This window comes from Providencia sp. 2024EL-00732, assembly GCF_044006275.1.
In the GTDB taxonomy this organism is placed as follows: domain Bacteria; phylum Pseudomonadota; class Gammaproteobacteria; order Enterobacterales; family Enterobacteriaceae; genus Providencia; species Providencia huashanensis.
This window is the reverse complement of record NZ_JBIPDG010000016.1, coordinates 56,823-73,284: the sequence shown is the minus strand read 5'-3', so window position 1 is coordinate 73,284 and position 16,462 is coordinate 56,823. Positions and strand designations below refer to the sequence as shown.

The window sequence follows — 16,462 nt, the reverse complement described above, 5'->3', positions numbered from 1 at the left end:
TGGCGGCAATAGCGCGGTGGTCCCACCTGACCCCATGCCGAACTCAGCAGTGAAACGCCGTAGCGCCGATGGTAGTGTGGGGTCTCCCCATGTGAGAGTAGGGAACTGCCAGACATTAAATTAGTGAAAAAGCCACCCATTGGGTGGCTTTTTTGCGTTTGGGGAAACCGAAATCACGCAATTTAGGGAGAGAGGCCTACATCGTGTGTTTATCGTTAAAGGTGATAAGGTAATCAGTAGTCCACTGAGGGATTGAGCTAGTAGGCGGTGTAGCCTGATTGCGATAAGTATTATTGTTTAGTCTCGAGTTGACCCCTCGCAATAGTACAAACTACAAATTTGATAAGATAAGATGCGCCTGATTTGATATACTGGTAGGCGATATCTTATCAAGCTGTAATAGGGTATTGATTATTTCATTGCAATGTAGGGATATGAGACGTGGCGAAAAGAACTTATTCTGTTCGATATATTGCAGGTGAACCTGCAAAACGTATTCAACCTACACCTGTACATATGTTAGGGGAATCCCTTCCAATTGGTATGCCGTTATTTGCTGCTGGGGAAACCTTAGATGTCGTTACTTGGAACATATATAAACAGCAGCGTCCAAATTGGAAAATAATGCTACGTGAGTTAGTGGTCGATAGAAAACTAATCTTACTGCAAGAAGCTCAAATGTCCCCAGAGTTAATTTCTTTTGCTGCTTCACATCAATTGATCGCTGACCAAGTCCCTGCTTTACCTTTTTCTCCTCATCCTGCGGGTGTAATGACATTGGCAACATCACATCCAATTTATTGCTGCCCATTGAGGGAGAAAGAGCCTTTATTACGTTTAGCAAAATCAGCTTTGATTACGGTTTATCCATTACCGAATGGTAAGCAATTGATGGTAGCGAATGTGCACGCAATTAATTTTAGTTTTGGGGTAGATGTCTACACTAAGCAACTAAATAAGCTTGGAACGCATATTAGTAAGCATATGGGGCCGGTACTCCTTGCTGGTGATTTTAACGCATGGAGTCGTCAGCGAATTAATGCACTAAAACGCTTTATTCGTTCTGTTGGCTTAAAAGAAGTTACCTATAATTTAGATTTACGGACAAAAGCTTTTGGTCGGCCATTAGATTTTATGTTTTATAGAGGTTTGAAGCTTAAAGAAAGTCGAGTGTTACAAACAGATGCTTCTGACCATAATCCAATCATCACTCAATTTGATTTGCTTAAGTAAGATCTTTTTAAGAGTTTCCCACCTTATTTATCTCTGAAACTATTGTAGATTTTATTATCAACTATAGCTGGAGATAGTTCATTGAAGCGATTATTACCTATAGCCTTATTATTTTGTGCATACCATGTTATGGGAAAAAATAATATCGAGTTAGCGAAACAAGCAGAACTACTACCCCGTTTGGTTATTTATGATCCGGCTTATCGTCAGATTGAATATCCTAATGGTGATGTCCCTGAAAATTATGGGGTGTGTTCTGATGTGATTATCCGTAGTTATCGGAAGATCGGAATTGATTTACAAAAATTATTACATGAAGATATTAAAACTAATTTTAATCAATATCCAAGTCAGCGTATTTGGGGTTTACGCAAGCCAGATAGAAATATTGATCATCGACGAGTCCCTAATTTAGAACGTTTTTTTACACGAAAAGCTACTGTAAAACAAATTACCAATAATGGGCAAGATTACTTTCCAGGTGATATTGTTTCGTGGCGTTTAGATGATGGTCGACCGCATATTGGAATTGTGACCACTATTAAGCTACCTGATAGCCAACGGTATTTGGTAATGCATAACATTGGTTATGGGCAAGTGGCAGAAGACGTGCTATTTAAGTGGAAGATTGTAGGGCACTACTCGTATTAGCATTTTTTTATCAAATGGTTAGTGACACTGATGACTGTTTATTTAAATAAACAGTCAATTAATAACATCTGAATTTATCGGATAATATTATTTAATATATGAAAGTAATTAGTTTTTCTTGTTATTTTTTAAATTATGTGCAATTTATTGTATAAGTTATTATTGGAATTAAACTATATTTATTAAGTGTAAAGCACGGTGATAAGCGATTTATTTGTCGAGTTGTTTTATTTCTTAAGGATTAAATGCCATGAAAAATATAGTTATTGTGGGTGGTGGTACAGGTGGTACCATGCTAGCTAATATTTTAGCTAGAAAACTTAATAAAGAAATTTTTTCGAAAAAAATAAAAATAACCTTAATAACAGATAACCCTATACACTATTATAAGCCGGCATTTATGTATGTGGCTTTCAATATGTTTTTTAAAGATGAGTTAAGTCGTCCAGAGCGTGAATTATTGAGACCTGAAATTGAATTAGTTATTGATAAAGTAGATTCATTTAATTTTAAAGATAAAGAATTATATTCAATAAATAATAAAAAATACTATTATGATTATTTAGTGGTTGCGACAGGTTGTGTACCTAAACCTGAACGAATTGAAGGGCTAAAAGATATTGGTAATCACTTTTATGCCTATGATGCTTCTCGTAAATTAGCAGACCAACTTAGTAAAATTGAAAAAGGTCGTATTTTTATTACAGTTTCTTTTCCTGAAACGCCGAATGTACCTCACCAGTGTGGCATTGCTCCTATGGAGACAACACTGATGATTGATGAGTTCTTACGTAAACGCCGGGTTAGGGATAATATTGAAATAGTTTATACCTACCCAACCGTGTCACAATTATTACGTAACTGTTTATTTATGCAGCAGCCTGTTTGTGAAGTTATTCCAGAAATATTTACTATTAAAAATATTCAAGCACAGAGGGGATTTACATTAAATAAAGTCGATCCCGATAAAAAAATTGCATACTCAAAAGAAGGGGATGAACAGCCTTTTGATTTATTGATTAGTACGCCGCCAATCACCGCAGTAGAAGCAGTAATTAATACAGGATTAAGTGAACACAATAATGGTGAGGGATGGTTACCTACAGACCATGAAACTATGCAAGTATATGGTATAGACGGTGTTTATGTTATAGGGGATACCGTTGATTTACCGATTAGTAAAGCAGGAGGCAGTTGCCATAACCAAGCTGCAATTATTGCAGATAACATTTGTGGTGAATTAATTTATGGTTATCCGGCGGCTATATATGATGGACGAGTTCAGGCAGTTGCTCAAATGGGGTTAACAGCAGGAATGCCTTTGCAATATGATTATAAACACGATGTTATTCCGACTCCTCCAACTAAATTAGGAGGGTTACTGAGAAATGGCTTCAATAGGGGTATCTATTGGGCAGCTATTCGTGGCTTAGTTTAATGAGGAATTTAAAATGTCGAATAATGAAACTCAAAGTAAGCTTGTTGAGCTACTTAGCTCAGAATCAGGTAATCATCTTGCTGAAAAATTAGCACCATTATTACAATTAAATCGCTTAGATAATATTGTTGATTTACTGTCATTAGTTTCTGACCTTATTGATATCTTAGATAACAGTACAGTAGAAAGATTGTCAAATTCATTTGAAGATACTTTGGTTCCTGTATGGGAATTAGGTACAGCATATAACATGGCTAAAATGGAAGGTGTATATGATAGTAAAAACCCAAATTTTCGTTCAGTGTATGCTTTATTAAAAGATCCTGACACATTACGTGGAATTAGTACGGTTTTACGGACTTTGCAAATTGTCGGATCTCGATTATCTCAATCCCAAGGAGGGTGATTTTTAGGAGGTGGTATGAGTTTAGATATAAAAAGTTCTTTTGATACACGGGCAATTCATAGCCATTATGATGCAAACCAACATTTAGGTTCATTAGCAGCACCCATTTATCAAACATCAACTTATGTATTTAAAAGTGTGGAAGAGGGAGGTGCCTATTTTAGTGGTGAAAAAGAGGGGTATATTTATACTCGGATTAATAACCCGACGCTAACTTTACTAGAAAATAGGATCGCTTCTCTTGAGGAGGCAGAGGCTGCTGTTGTGTTCTCTTCAGGTATGGGGGCGATTACAGCGACTTTTTGGACATTATTAAACCCTGGTGATGAACTACTAGTGGACTTAACCGTTTACGGTTGTACCTATGCTTTTTTTCATCATGGATTAGCTCGATTTGGTGTAAAAGTGCGTCATATTGATATGAGCGATCCAAATAATGTGGCTAAAGCGATCACTGATAAAACTCGGATAATATTTTTCGAATCACCGGCTAACCCAAATATGCGCTTAGTTGATATTGCAGCCGTGAGTGAAATTGCTCATCGAAAAAAAGTATTGGTGGCTGTCGATAATACATACTGTACGCCTTATATCCAAAAGCCAATTACACTTGGTGCTGATATTGTTATTCATTCTTTGACTAAATATATGAATGGTCATGGGGATGCAATGGGTGGGGCAATAGCGACTTCCGCAGAGTATGCGAAACAAGTAAGGTTAGTTGGACTGAAAGACATGACGGGGGCATGCTTATCTCCTCATGATGCGAATTTAATTCTTAGAGGGGTGAAAACGCTACCTGTTCGTATGGAACGGATTGTTCAAAATACGCATAAAATTGCTGAATATTTGCAGTCTCATCCGCAGATAAAGTCAATAATGTATCCAGGATTACCGAACTTTGAACAATACCAATTAGCTCAAAGACAAATGAAGTTAGCTGGGGGGATTATTGCCTGCGAGTTAAAAGGCGGAATCGAAGCCGGCAAACTGTTTTTGAACCGCCTCAAGCTATTTTCAAGAGCGGTGAGTTTGGGAGATTGTGAGTCATTAGCTCAACACCCTGCTAGTATGACCCACTCGACCTATACTCGAGAAGAAAGGTTGAAATATGGTATTAGCGATGGGTTAATTCGGCTTTCTATTGGTTTAGAAAACGTGGATGAGTTAATAGACGATATTCGTCAAGCTATTGAGTCATAATAAAAAATAGCCCTATATGGAATAAATATAGGGCTATTATATTTTTAGGTTAGCGCTTTTGGTAAGAACGCATAATAAAGAAAGCAATACTGAGTAAAGCAACCCAAACAAAGCCGACGATTAATGCGACCTGAGTATCTTTAAAGAAGCCTAGCAATGCGATAACAAACACCATGAATGCAATAGTGAGAGCAGGGCCTACAGGCCAGAAAGGTACTGGAAATTTTAGTTGTTTTACTTCTTCTTGGCTCATTTTTCGGCGCATAGCAACATGAGATAGTAAGATCATAAGCCATACCCAGACGGTCGCGAAGGTTGCAATAGATGCAATAATCACGAAGATTTTTTCTGGTAATAGGTAGTTAAGGTAAACGCCCAATAACATTACGACAGACATAACCAGTACAGTTACCCATGGAACACCACTTTTTGTTAGTTTGGTAAAGACTTTTGGCGCTTGCCCATCTTGAGCCATGCCGTACATCATGCGGCCAGCACCAAAAATATCACTGTTAATCGCAGAAATTGCGGCGGTGATAACGACAATATTCAAGATATTGGCTGCTGATTGAATACCTAAGCTATCGAAAATTTGTACAAATGGACTACCGTTTTGGCCGATTTGATTCCATGGGTAAATACACATCAGGATAAATAGTGTTAAACCATAAAATAGTAATATGCGAATAGGTACAGCATTGATGGCTTTAGGAATGGTTTTTTCTGGATTCTGGGCTTCACTTGCGGTAATACCAATGACTTCAATACCGCCAAACGCAAACATGACGATAGCTAAAGAGGCGATGACCCCCTCAATGCCGTTTGGCATGAAACCACCGTGTTCCCACAGATTTTGTAGCCCAACTTCGTGGTTGGTTTCTTGACCAAAACCATAGAACATTAAGAATGCACCACCAACTATCATACCAATGATGGCACTGACTTTTATGATAGAAAGCCAGAATTCCATTTCGCCAAAGATTTTGACATGACATAAATTGAGCGCACTAATAAATAGTACGATACTTAATACCCATACCCACTGGTCGACATGTGGGAACCAGAACCCCATGTACATCCCGAAGGCGGTAATATCAGCTAAGCAGACAACCAGCATTTCAAATACATAGTTCCAGCCAGTGAGAAAGCCAGCTAGAGGGCCCATATAATGACTTGCATAGTGAGAGAAAGAGCCTGGGACGGGGTTATGCACCGCCATTTCACCGAGGGCACGCATTACCATAAACACGGCTGCACCGCCTAACATATAGGCAAGTAATACTGCAGGCCCAGCAGCCTGAATGGCTGATGCTGAACCGTAAAACAGCCCTGTACCAATCGCTGAGCCTAAGGCCATAAAGCGAATGTGCCGAACACTCAGCCCCTTTCTGAGTTGATTTTGTTCACTACTTTGCATGTCTTTTCCTGTCATTGACTTTGTTTTAATATATTGTACCGAATATAGTTTCGGTTTCGTTGATTTAATTGATGTACTTTCCTGAACGCAAGGTGATTACATTATCACAAAGTGCATTGCCCGTGAGATAGATATCTGCAATATAATATGCGCTAAATGGATTATTCTAGGAGCAGTATGAAGTACCCAATTAATGAAATCTTCCAAACAATACAGGGGGAAGGTGTTTTCACTGGTGTCCCAGCAGTATTTATTCGTTTGCAGGGCTGCCCTGTTGGTTGCAGTTGGTGTGACACTAAACAAACTTGGGATAAGGAAGCTACAAAAGAAACCACTTTGGGCGATATTGCATTGAAAACACAAGATAGTGATTGGTGGGCGATGTCTGATGCGGATGGGTTGGTCCAATTGATGCAAAAAAGTGGTTTTACCGCGAAACATATTGTGATCACGGGCGGAGAACCTTGTATTTATGATTTAACATCATTGACCGAGGCTTTGGAGAAGCAAGGGTATCAATGCCAAATTGAAACGAGTGGGACTTACCCAGTTCAATGCACAGAAGAGACTTGGGTGACGGTATCACCAAAAGTAGGTATGAAAGGCGGATTGAAAGTACTTAGCCAAGCGGTGGATAGGGCTAATGAAATTAAGCACCCAGTTGCGCGAGAAAAAGATATTGAAGCGCTTGAAAGAATTTTAGCATTACGTACTGTGGATGCTCCACCTATCGTTGCATTACAACCGATTAGCCAAAAGGCGACAGCAACGAAATTGTGTATTGACACTTGTATACAGCGTAATTGGCGTTTATCGATTCAAACGCATAAGTATTTGGATATTCAATAATAAAAAAATAACGATGACTTTGCATCGACCCCCAATAGTTGAAAAACAATCATTGGGGGCTTTAACATTATCTAAATGGTTGGTTTAACGGCACTTCAGGATCGGGCTCGTGAGTAATACGGTTACGTAAGTCACGACGAATAATCTCAATAGACCAAAACCAAATTAAATGGCCAAATATTTCTGAAACATTCTCGTACCATGGAAGGTCGAAAAGTGGAGGGGTGAGCCCCATAAGAGGGAATGAAATCATATGGACAAATAATTGCGCCAGTGCACCCGCTAATAACCCTTGCCATAGCTTAATTTTAGGGAATATTTCAGCAACAATGCAATATCCGACAGCAAACACGATAGAAAATAGGATGTGAGTAACACCCACTGAATTAAACACGTGCCCTGCAAAGGTGTAAACCGCAGAATTAGGGTCTGCAATTCCTAACCAATCTCTTAAGAAAATATAAGGTGGATTTAGAAAATTACGTGAGCAGTCAATTTGTTCTGCTGCGCGGATCAGAGTTTCAGGCGAGCAAGCCGCGTTGAACATATCTGTTGGGCTTCTTGGCGGTAATGGAACTTCAGCGCCCCATTTGACAAACGATGAGACAATACCTGCGATTAAACCGATAAATGCTGCTAATCCATAACGTCTTCTGGATTTGGGTGTTTGTTGAAATAAATTCATTTTCCCTGCCTTATTAAAAGTAAATAATGGTAAATAATAGATCAGGTTATAATTTGATGCACTATGTCAAATTAAAGTTTTTATGTTCTTTATGCCAGAAAGCTTAAAATAGCCGTCAATGGCCTCTTTTTATTTATATTGTTGCAAAAATGTAAACTTTTCAGTGACTTCATTTTTGCGAAGATAGAAAATGCCCGTGGTTGCTTCACTTCTTGCTTATACTTTAGCGGCAACTCTTCTTACCTTAATCTTAGGTCTTGATACCAGACTAACCACTGCCACTTGATAGCGGTTGGAAAGCTTTTCATATGGTGTGTTAGGGAGTGCTTTATCTGAGGGGGGATTATTATTTACTGCATAATTAGCGATAAGTCGAAGAGAAGGATATAGAGATTTTTGCCCCTCATTTATTTTCAAAACCGATTAGGCTTGCCACTAAACCAGCAGCCTGAGGGGCTTGTATCCCTATATAAATGAATTTTATTTTTACCCAGCTATCAAAATAGTTACGGGAAATACTATTACCTTTTTAGAACTTGTATTTTTAAGCCTGCCCGCGATAAACGCAGCCTGCATTGCAAGTTTCTTTAACGGTGACTGCACTTAATAAAGGTAAATGTGGTTTAGTTTGTTGCCAAATCCATTGTGCTAATACTTCACTTGTTGGGTTTTCTAGCCCTTTGATCTCATTTAAATAATGATGGTCTAGTTGTTCCCAAATAGGCTTAAATACCGCTTTCACATCAGCAAAATCAATAATCCAACCACTCTGTTTATCAACTTCCCCAGTAATTTCTAAACGCACCATGAAAGAATGCCCATGCAGACGACCACACTTATGACCAGCGGGGACATGGGGAAGTTTGTGTGCAGCTTCGAACGTAAAATCCTTATAGATTGTTGTGCTCATATATCATTCCTTATTGTTAATAAACAGCGCATTGTACTGTATTTTTAGCTAAAAATGTCTTTATTTGCCAAATTATTACTAACCGCTTTTATGGATATGATCCATCTGCTAATTGCTTTAGGCTTTTTAGTTATTATTTATGGCTATAGTTTCTTATCCCGCTATTGATGGTTGTTATAACCTAATCGCATACCCTACTTATTCTAAGTACAGCGGTATTTTTTGCTTTACTAGTTTAATTATTTAGGTAAATGAGCGAACAGTCTGTTGTGGGTATTTTCTGGGTGAGTGACATAGCATTGTTTTTTAAAATTCAAAAATGAACTACGCTGGGGTTACAGGATAATGACAAAAAAACAGCCGCCATTAGCGGCGCTGCCAATATCTGTTGAGCAATTAACACGTTTGCAGACAGTTGTTGATGATTTTTCATCACATCAACTCGCTTGGCTTTCCGGTTATTTATGGGGGATGGTAAATCAAAATGCCCCTGTTGACATGTCAACGAGTGCGCCAGTCGCTGCGCAGGAAACCGTTACGATTATTTCAGCCTCACAAACGGGTAATGCACGCCGCCTATCAGAGCAACTCAGAGAACGTTTAATTAGCGAAAAAATTAACGTGAATCTAGTGAATGCGGGTGACTATAAGTTTAAGCAAATAAACCAAGAGAAAGTGCTGGTTGTTGTGGCATCAACTCAAGGGGAAGGGGAGCCAGCAGAAGAAGCTGTCGCATTATATAAATACCTTTATTCGAAAAAAGCACCGAATTTGGCACAAACCAGTTATGCCGTTTTTGCTTTAGGCGATTCATCGTATGAAAAATTTTGCCAAGCGGGCAAAGACTTTGATTCCCAATTGGCATTATTAGGCGCAACGTCATTGATTGAGAGAGTCGATGCAGATGTCGAATATCAATCCATTGCAGATGAATGGGTTGAAAACCTCACTCAAATCTTAAAGGCACGAGTTCCGGCACAAACTGATAGTCAATTATTAACAGCTCAAGCGGGAAGTGTGAATGAAATTCACTCATCGCCTTATACCAAAACAGCACCTTTAACCGCCACGTTACTCAGTAATCAAAAAATTACAGGGCGGGATTCACAAAAAGATGTTCGTCATATTGAAATTGATTTAGGTGACTCTGGTTTACGTTATCTACCGGGGGATTCACTGGGGGTGTGGTTTGATAATGACCCCGCATTAGTTGATGAGCTGGTGGCTTTACTTTGGTTACAAGGGGATGAAGAGGTCTTTATTGGCTCGCAGCGGCACTCTTTACGTGATGCACTGATTTATCAATTAGAACTGACACAAAATACTCACGTAATTGTCGAGAAATATGCACAACTATCTAAAGATGATGAGTTGCTGTCATTAATTAGCGATAAACAGGCTATTTTGCAATACGCGCAAACGACGCCGATCGTTGATATGGTGCGCCAAGCCGCAGCGCAGCCAAGTGCTCAAGAATTTGTTGATTTACTACGCCCACTAACGCCTCGATTGTACTCAATTTCCTCATCTCAAGCGGAATCAGAAGACGAAGTACATGCTACCGTTGGTGTTGTTCGTTATGACATCGATGGGCGTCCTCGCACTGGTGGGGCGTCGGGTTTTTTAGCAGATAGACTCAAAGAAGGGGATGAACTGCGCATTTTCATTGAGCACAATGATAACTTCCGCCTACCTGCTGACCCAACAACACCTGTGATTATGATTGGTCCTGGAACAGGCATCGCTCCATTCCGCGCTTTTTTACAGCAACGGGATAACGACGGTGCAACAGGTAAAAACTGGTTGTTTTTTGGTAACCCTCACTTTGTTGATGACTTTCTCTATCAAGTTGAATGGCAGCGTTATGTTAAAGACGGTTTATTAACCCAAATTTCATTAGCTTGGTCGCGAGATCAGAAAGAAAAAGTTTACGTGCAGGACAAACTTCGTGAACAAGGCGAAGCTGTTTGGCAATGGTTACAAGAAGGTGCACACCTGTATGTCTGCGGTGATGCAAATCGTATGGCAAAAGATGTAGAGCAGGCATTATTGGATATCATCGGTCAATACGGCAACATGGATAGTGAGGAGGCCGATGAATTTTTAAGTGAGCTGCGCGTAATGCGCCGTTATCAGAGGGATGTTTATTAATGAGCAATGAACAACAACAAAAACCCTTAATCGTCGAAGGCAAACTTGCTGACAGCGAACGCATGAAGCAAGACAGTAACTATTTGCGCGGTACCATTAAGGAAGATTTGAAAAACGGCTTAACTGGTGGTTTTAATGGGGACAACTTTTTATTGATCCGTTTCCATGGCATGTACCAACAAGATGACCGTGATATTCGAGCAGAGCGTGCAGAACAAAAACTTGAGCCACGTCATGCAATGATGTTGCGTTGCCGCTTACCGGGGGGAATTATCACCCCAAAACAATGGTTAGATATTGATAAGTTTGCTACTGAGCACACGCTGTATGGCAGTGTGCGCATAACTAACCGGCAAACATTTCAGTTCCACGGCATCCTTAAAGGGGATGTGAAACCTGCACACCAAATGTTAAGCCATGTCGGCTTGGACGCATTAGCAACGGCAAATGACGTTAACCGTAATGTGCTATGCACATCTAACCCAGTGCAATCGGAGTTACATCAGCAAGCCTATGAATGGGCAAAGAAAATTTCTGAGCACCTTTTACCTAGAACCAGCGCATATGCTGAAATTTGGTTAGATAAAGAAAAAATTGTGACAACCGATGAAGAACCTATTTTAGGGCAAACTTATTTACCAAGAAAGTTTAAAACATCGGTGGTTATTCCACCTCTCAATGATGTGGATTTACATGCTAATGATATGAATTTTATCGCCATTGCTGAAAATGATGAGCTCATTGGTTTTAATGTGTTGGTTGGTGGTGGTTTAGCTATGACTCATGGTGATACTGCGACCTTTCCACGTTTAGCCAGTGAATTTGGTTTTATTCCATTAGATAAAACATTGGCCATTGCAGAAGCGATAGTGACAACTCAGCGTGATTGGGGGAATCGGACTGACCGTAAAAACGCGAAAACTAAATACACTTTAGAGCGAGTGGGGGTCGATACCTTTAAGGCGGAAGTTGAAAGGCGCTCCGGCGTGGATTTCGAACCAATCCGACCTTATCAATTCACGGAACGCGGTGACAAAATTGGTTGGCTTAAAGGGGTTGATAATCGTTGGCACTTAACGTTGTTTATTGAAAATGGCCGGTTGATTGATTTAGCGGATAAACCATTAAAAACTGGGGTTGCGGAAATAGCGCGTATTCACCAAGGTGATTTTCGTTTAACAGCGAACCAAAATCTGATCGTTGCTGGTGTGCCTGAAAGTGAAAAAGAGGCGATTGAAGCGATAGCGAAAGCCCATGGGTTAATGAGTGATGCAATCACGCCACAGCGTGAAAATTCAATGGCTTGTGTTTCTTTTCCAACTTGCCCGTTAGCGATGGCTGAAGCGGAACGTTTTCTCCCTGAGTTTGTTAGCCACGTTGAAAATATTATGGCATCACATCAAGTGGCTGATGAGCATATCGTTTTGCGCGTTACAGGCTGCCCAAACGGATGTGGTCGAGCAATGCTGGCGGAAGTGGGGTTAGTTGGAAAAGCGCTTGATAGGTATAATTTACACTTGGGTGGTAACCGTATTGGAACGCGAATTCCACGCATGTACCGCGAAAATATCAGCAGTGCTGAAATTTTGGCTATTTTGGATGAATTAATTGGTAATTGGTCGAAAAACCGCTTAACTCAAGAAGGTTTTGGAGACTTTTTAGTCCGCACAGACGTTGTAAAGCCAGTTGTAAATTCTGCTGTCGATTTTTATGAGGTTCAGGAGGCAGTATGAGTCAGCTTCAACTAGCGGCAGTATTAAGTTTAGATAAAGCTCAGCAAACGGCGTATTTATCTGACTTCAACGTGCAGTTAGAAAAAATGAGTGCAATACAGCGTATTGAATGGGCGCTTGAACATTTGCCAGCAGAATTTGTGTTGTCTTCCAGTTTTGGAATACAAGCAGCGTTAACGCTGCATATGGTGACACAAATTGTACCTGATATCCCTGTCATTTTAACGGATACAGGCTATTTGTTTCCCGAGACCTATCAATTTATTGAGCACCTAAGCAGTACACTAAATTTGAACTTACAAGTATATCGAGCTCAGCGAACCCCTGCGTGGCAAGAAGCGATTTATGGGCAGCTTTGGACGCAAGGTATTGAAGGGATTGAACGTTATAATCAACTTAATAAAGTTGAACCGATGGAAAGAGCATTACATGAATTACAGGCTCAGAGTTGGTTTTCCGGGTTAAGGCGTGAGCAATCAACGAGCCGAGCCAATTTATCAGTGTTGGGGGTTGGTAAAGGCATTTTTAAAATCCTACCTGTCATTGATTGGAATAATAAGCAAGTTTATGAATACTTAATAAAGTATAAGTTACCTTACCATCCATTATGGGAAAAGGGATATCTATCAGTCGGTGATACCCATACAACCCGTAAATGGGAGGAAGGGATGAGTGAGGAAGACACTCGTTTCTTTGGTTTAAAGCGTGAGTGTGGGCTTCATGAAAACTAAATACTCGTCATACTCGTCATAATTCAAGCTGTCGCGTTGTTGGCTGCGTGCATTCGCACTAGTCACATACTTATGTATGCTCCTAGCGACTCATTTACTTGCCGCCTAGCGACAACATGAATTATTTAGAGTATGGGTTGGTCTTAATTCAAGCGGTAGGGTTGTTGGCTGCGTGCATTCGCACTAGTCACATACTTATGTATGCTCCTAGCGACTCATTTACTTGCCGCCTAGCGACAACATGAATTATTTAGAGTATGGGTTGGTCATAATTCAAGCTGTCGCGTTGTTGGCTGCGTGCATTCGCACTAGTCACATACTTATGTATGCTCCTAGCGACTCATTTACTTGCCGCCTAGCGACAACATGAATTATTTAGAGTATGGGTTATTCGTAACCCAATTCATGGTTTTAGTTTAGGGTTTAAATAGTTATAGATTTAATAAAATATTTGTTTAATTACAAAGGGATACTTTTATTTAAAAAATAGATATCCCTTAATTTTTATAAAACTAAATTTAAAATAAAGTTTTAGTTAAGTTTAGTTGATTTGATACTTTTGGTCTTTATTTTTTGCTAGTTAATGAATATTTGGCTTATTCCTTTCAGTTACAAGTCATGTTTTTTTAGCATTTCAAACCTTAACTTTTACACCATATAGTCAATTTTATATTTCATATAATAAGTTTATATAAAGATGGGTGAGCAAGATGGATTATTTACCGTTATTTGTCGATGTGCGTACGCGCAAAGTAGTGTTGATTGGCGGTGGCGTAGTGGCTGCACGCAAAGCTGAATTGCTCATCAAAGCACAAGCTCAACTTGTGGTTATCTCCCCGTCGTTATGTCCTCAATTACAAGCTCAGTGCCAACAAAACCATGTTATTTGGTTAGCTGAGGAATATCGCTCTTCTTTATTGGATGACGCTTTTTTAGTGATTGCGGCGACGGATGACACGAAACTTAATGAAACCGTTTTTTACGATGCTAATGAGCGAAAAATTTTTGTCAATGTAGTGGATGATCAACCTTTATGCTCGTTTATTGTTCCTTCAATTATTGACCGTTCTCCGGTGATTGTGGCGGTTTCCTCTGGGGGAACAGCACCCGTTTTAGCCCGTTTATTGAGAGAAAAATTGGAAACAATGCTTCCTGCTTCTTTGGGGAAAATGGCTGAAATTGCTGGGCGTTGGCGCGGTAAAGTCAAAGAAACGCTGGTCAATATGCGGGAAAGAAAGCGCTTTTGGGAAAAAAGTTTTAGTGGGCGCTTTGCATCACTAGTTGAAAAAGGCCAATTAAGCGAAGCAGAGTTGCAATTAGAACGCCAACTTTATGAACCCGATAACCATGGTGAGTTAATTCTTGTAGGAGCCGGGCCCGGTGATGCGGGGTTACTTACGTTAAAAGGGTTGCGTGTTTTACAAAGTGCCGAGGTGGTTTTATATGATCACCTTGTTAGTGAGGAAATTCTGGAATTGGTACGTCGTGATGCCGACAAAATTTGTGTGGGTAAACGAGCTGGCAATCACAGTGTTTCTCAAGAAGAAACTAACGCATTGATCGTGAAATTTGCTCAGCAAGGCAAAAAAGTTGTTCGCCTTAAAGGGGGGGACCCGTTTGTTTTTGGTCGCGGAGGTGAAGAGCTACAAGTTGCTGTTCAGGCAGGGGTCCCATTTCAAGTGGTACCAGGGGTGACCGCGGCGATTGGTGCAACTGCTTATGCAGGGATCCCGCTGACGCATCGGGAATACTCTCAGAGTATTACATTTATTACTGGGCATTGTCGTGAAAATGGCGCTGATTTGGATTGGCTGGCACTTGCTCGTGGTCAACAAACCTTAGCAATTTATATGGGCACAGTAAAAGCAGCCAATATTAGTGAACAACTGATTAAATTTGGGCGAGCGAGTGATACCCCTGTCGCTGTTGTAGGTTGTGGGACAAGGCGTGAGCAAAAAGTGGTTACAGGTAGTTTATCTGGGCTGGAAACATTGGCACAGCAAGCACCATCACCCGCTTTGATCGTGATAGGTGAAGTTGCGGCATTACATAAACAATTAGCATGGTTTGGCACACAAACTGAAGATATCAGTTGGCGTAGTGCCGTACTGGAATTGGCTTAATTTAGGAGGCGCTTGTGAACGAAAAAACATTGACTCACTTACAGCAGTTAGAGGCAGAAAGTATTCATATTATTCGAGAGGTTGCCGCCGAATTTGCTAACCCAGTGATGCTGTATTCTATTGGAAAAGATTCGTCTGTCATGCTGCATTTAGCTCGGAAAGCTTTTTACCCTGGGAAATTACCTTTTCCTTTGTTGCATGTAGATACAGGATGGAAATTTCGCGAAATGTATGAGTTTCGTGATGCAACAGCACAGAAATATGGTTTTGAATTATTGGTGTATCGTAACCCTGAAGGGGAAAGATTAGGGATTAACCCATTTGTACATGGCAGTGCAAAACATACCGATATCATGAAAACCGAGGGGCTAAAGCAGGCTTTAGATAAATATGGCTTTGATGCGGCATTTGGAGGGGCACGACGAGACGAGGAAAAATCCCGAGCAAAAGAGCGGATCTATTCTTTTCGTGACCGATCTCACCGTTGGGACCCGAAAAACCAACGCCCAGAACTTTGGCATAATTACAATGGGCAAATAAACAAAGGTGAAAGTATCCGTGTATTTCCACTGTCAAATTGGACTGAACTCGATATTTGGCAATATATCTATTTGGAAAATATCGATATTGTTCCATTGTATTTTGCAAAAGAGCGGCCTGTTATTCAACGAGAAGGGGCCTTGTTGATGGTTGATGATGACCGTATTGATTTACAAACGGGGGAAGTTATTCGCCAGCAAACAGTACGTTTTCGAACTCTTGGCTGCTGGCCTCTTACGGGAGCCGTACCATCAAATGCGCAAACCCTGCCTGAAATTATTGAAGAAATGTTGGTTTCTACTACCAGTGAACGGCAAGGGCGGTTAATCGATAGCGACCAGTCAGCATCGATGGAACTGAAAAAACGCCAAGGCTATTTTTAAGGCCTGTGG

At 40.3% G+C, this 16,462-nt stretch carries 14 protein-coding genes and 1 rRNA gene; 12 read left to right on the top strand and 3 right to left on the bottom strand.

What is annotated here, in order from left to right; genetic code table 11:
* From rrf to megL, 6 genes are all read left to right on the top strand, one after another.
* A 5S ribosomal RNA gene (gene rrf, locus ACHB7C_RS18855) occupies positions 1-114 on the top strand; the annotation flags it as partial.
* Between the two features lie 327 nt (positions 115-441).
* The gene (locus ACHB7C_RS18850) at positions 442-1,233 is read left to right on the top strand and encodes an endonuclease/exonuclease/phosphatase family protein (protein ID WP_042848949.1); all 792 of its coding nucleotides are present in this window, start codon (positions 442-444) and stop codon (positions 1,231-1,233) included.
* A gap of 129 nt (positions 1,234-1,362) precedes the next feature.
* Positions 1,363-1,884 (top strand): DUF1287 domain-containing protein, encoded by a 522-nt coding sequence (locus tag ACHB7C_RS18845; RefSeq protein WP_094301239.1) that lies wholly within the window; start codon positions 1,363-1,365, stop codon positions 1,882-1,884.
* 250 nt (positions 1,885-2,134) lie between these two features.
* Positions 2,135-3,322: an FAD/NAD(P)-binding oxidoreductase gene (locus ACHB7C_RS18840; RefSeq protein WP_166686030.1), complete on the top strand. Its 1,188-nt coding sequence runs from the start codon at positions 2,135-2,137 to the stop codon at positions 3,320-3,322.
* A 13-nt stretch (positions 3,323-3,335) separates the two neighbouring features.
* Positions 3,336-3,728 carry a hypothetical protein gene (locus tag ACHB7C_RS18835; RefSeq protein ID WP_048608213.1) on the top strand — a complete coding sequence of 131 codons (393 nt, stop codon included), beginning with the start codon at positions 3,336-3,338 and terminating at the stop codon, positions 3,726-3,728.
* A 15-nt stretch (positions 3,729-3,743) separates the two neighbouring features.
* Complete coding sequence (megL, locus tag ACHB7C_RS18830) at positions 3,744-4,931, top strand: methionine gamma-lyase (RefSeq protein ID WP_042848945.1); 1,188 nt, start codon at positions 3,744-3,746, stop codon at positions 4,929-4,931.
* Between the two features lie 49 nt (positions 4,932-4,980).
* Here megL and ACHB7C_RS18825 read toward each other — a convergent pair whose 3' ends face one another.
* Complete coding sequence (locus tag ACHB7C_RS18825) at positions 4,981-6,348, bottom strand: amino acid permease (protein WP_042848944.1); 1,368 nt, start codon at positions 6,346-6,348, stop codon at positions 4,981-4,983.
* Positions 6,349-6,525: 177 nt separating this feature from the next.
* Between ACHB7C_RS18825 and queE the strand changes: the two genes are divergently transcribed.
* Positions 6,526-7,197 (top strand): 7-carboxy-7-deazaguanine synthase QueE, encoded by a 672-nt coding sequence (queE, locus tag ACHB7C_RS18820; protein ID WP_198860890.1) that lies wholly within the window; start codon positions 6,526-6,528, stop codon positions 7,195-7,197.
* Between the two features lie 67 nt (positions 7,198-7,264).
* On the opposite strand, the gene ACHB7C_RS18815 is transcribed toward queE, so the two are convergent.
* Both ACHB7C_RS18815 and queD read right to left on the bottom strand, forming a co-directional pair.
* Positions 7,265-7,882 carry a YagU family protein gene (locus ACHB7C_RS18815; RefSeq protein WP_042848942.1) on the bottom strand — a complete coding sequence of 206 codons (618 nt, stop codon included), beginning with the start codon at positions 7,880-7,882 and terminating at the stop codon, positions 7,265-7,267.
* Positions 7,883-8,426: 544 nt separating this feature from the next.
* Positions 8,427-8,792: a 6-carboxytetrahydropterin synthase QueD gene (gene queD, locus ACHB7C_RS18810; RefSeq protein WP_042848941.1), complete on the bottom strand. Its 366-nt coding sequence runs from the start codon at positions 8,790-8,792 to the stop codon at positions 8,427-8,429.
* Positions 8,793-9,137: 345 nt separating this feature from the next.
* On the opposite strand from queD, the gene cysJ reads away from it, so the two are divergent.
* From cysJ to cysD, 5 genes are all read left to right on the top strand, one after another.
* Positions 9,138-10,943 carry an NADPH-dependent assimilatory sulfite reductase flavoprotein subunit gene (gene cysJ / locus ACHB7C_RS18805; RefSeq protein WP_042848940.1) on the top strand — a complete coding sequence of 602 codons (1,806 nt, stop codon included), beginning with the start codon at positions 9,138-9,140 and terminating at the stop codon, positions 10,941-10,943.
* On the top strand, positions 10,943-12,676 hold the full coding sequence (gene cysI / locus ACHB7C_RS18800) for an assimilatory sulfite reductase (NADPH) hemoprotein subunit (RefSeq protein ID WP_048608207.1): 1,734 nt from the start codon (positions 10,943-10,945) through the stop codon (positions 12,674-12,676). The genes cysJ and cysI overlap by 1 nt, the downstream gene beginning before the upstream one ends.
* The gene (locus tag ACHB7C_RS18795) at positions 12,673-13,407 is read left to right on the top strand and encodes a phosphoadenylyl-sulfate reductase (RefSeq protein ID WP_048608205.1); all 735 of its coding nucleotides are present in this window, start codon (positions 12,673-12,675) and stop codon (positions 13,405-13,407) included. Before cysI ends, ACHB7C_RS18795 begins: the two co-directional genes overlap by 4 nt.
* Before the next feature lie 710 nt (positions 13,408-14,117).
* Positions 14,118-15,530 (top strand): siroheme synthase CysG, encoded by a 1,413-nt coding sequence (gene cysG / locus ACHB7C_RS18790; protein ID WP_395348182.1) that lies wholly within the window; start codon positions 14,118-14,120, stop codon positions 15,528-15,530.
* Between the two features lie 14 nt (positions 15,531-15,544).
* A complete protein-coding gene (gene cysD, locus ACHB7C_RS18785; RefSeq protein WP_042848936.1) occupies positions 15,545-16,453 on the top strand; it encodes a sulfate adenylyltransferase subunit CysD in 909 nt (302 codons plus the stop codon).
* Positions 16,454-16,462 lie beyond the last annotated feature (9 nt).